This window comes from Paenibacillus alkalitolerans, from assembly GCF_016482785.1.
In the GTDB taxonomy this organism is placed as follows: Bacteria; Bacillota; Bacilli; order Paenibacillales; family YIM-B00363; genus Paenibacillus_AE; species Paenibacillus_AE alkalitolerans.
Genome location: NZ_JAEMXM010000055.1, coordinates 1 through 1833, shown reverse-complemented (window position 1 = coordinate 1833; position 1833 = coordinate 1). Strand labels below are relative to the sequence as shown.

At 46.8% G+C, this 1833-nt stretch carries 1 pseudogene; it reads left to right on the top strand.

From position 1 onward, the window contains the following. Nucleotides 1-319: 319 nt before the first annotated feature. Nucleotides 320-1833, top strand: a pseudogene (locus JET16_RS29705) (hypothetical protein); the annotation flags it as partial.

Sequence of the window (1833 nt, the reverse complement as noted above, 5' to 3'; positions counted from 1 at the left end):
TAATCCTAGTACGACATAATGGAGTCACCTTCGGGTGGCTCCATTTTTTTTGTGCGATCATCCACCTTTTGCCTAGTAAAAAATATCTATATGAGGACTTTTTTACTATGCAAATTATTAATCACGTGATAGAATTAGTATCGACATTTCCCCATTTCTATAGTCTTAAAATTATTTCCATAGCTTTATGCCTTCTCCTTCATTAGACCGATAGCACGGCCTTCAAGCCTAGCTATATATACCCAGAGCCGATGGGAGGTGAACAACATTGCTCAAACTAAAACATAAAAACAGCATGTCTCATGGGAGGAACAAAAGTTTGTTAAACCGTAATCTAACCAGCAAAGTATCTCAATCATTAGTCGCCCTGTTGATAGTTTCATTATTGCTTCCTGTAGTCGCGGCGGCAGCTTATTTCACCAACGTCTCCTACGACGGTGAAACCGTATCCGGTAACGTATACATCGGACCTAATGATGTCCTGGAAGACGGTACGGTAACGCTTAGCATTTACACTGGAGGAACCGAAGGTTTGAAGACGGTGGTTGACGCAACCTACGTTGAAGAACTGGCAAACGGAACGAAAGTGTATAAGTTCAAGAAGCGAATCGGTACATATTCCTATGTCAACATGTACGAACCGGTAACCGATACCGTCTATGATTTCTTTTACGACATCCCGGATCCAGATCCGCAACAGGTAAAGTTGTACCGGATCAACTTCAAGGCGGAATACGATGACGAGATCTTTAATCCAGGCGTTTTCACTGCAACGTATGGTTCTACAGTGGCATATTCCGTATACGCGGAATATTCGGACGGAAACCTCGTTGATATTTCAGACTCCGCTGACATCTGGTCCGAAGACAAGTCCATTGTAACGTATGATAAAGAAGCGAATACGTTCCAAACCGTTTCCGAAGGCTACACTGTCGTAAAAGCAACATACGGCGGACTTGACGACTACCTTGAAGTGTATGTAACTCCTAAACTTGCGTTCAGCGAGAAAGAGTACGCTTTGAAGGTCGGAAGAGAAGCGCAAACGCAGCTTACGGCGGCTTATTCGGACGGCGAGGTTGTTACTGTTGATCCAACTGACGCCTATTTCGTATCTTTGGATTCCAAAGTTGCCACGGTAAGCGATAACGGTGTAATCAAAGCCGTCGGAGTAGGGAAAACCAAAGTATACGCTCTTTATGACAATGCGATCGCATCCGTTGAAGTCACCGTCACTAAGAGCTCCAGCAACAGCGGTGGTTACGTTTCATCGACCGGTCTTGCTGACAGCAACGGCGCAGTAAGCGCAAGCGCATTGACTGCTGCATTCGCTAACAAGACTACGGTAGAGATCGAAATCACCGGCGACTCCGCTACGCTTCCGGCTTCCGCGCTTGCAGAAGCTGCGAAGAAAGCAGGCGCAGCAATCGTAATTAAGAACAAAACAGGTTCCTACACTCTTCCGTTGTCTGCTCTAGACTTCGAAGCGTTGGCGAAAGATCTCGGCGTTGATCTAGCTAACTTGAGCATCAAAGTTGAGATCAAAGCTTTGACAGGCGACGCTGCGAAACCGGTAACGGACGCAATCGCTGCGCTTGGCGGTAAATCCGCGGCTCCTGCAGTTGACTTCACTGTTTCGGCAGCGGGCAATAACAAGACGGTTGTCGTGAAAGACTTCGGCAGCACGTATGTCGCGCGTACCATCAATGCTGACAATGCGTTCGGAAACAATGCAACCGGCGTTCTTTACAACCCGGATACGAAAGAAACAACCTTCATCCCTGCTACGTTCGCCGACAAAGTTGCAACGTTGAAGAGCACGTCCAACTCCATCTA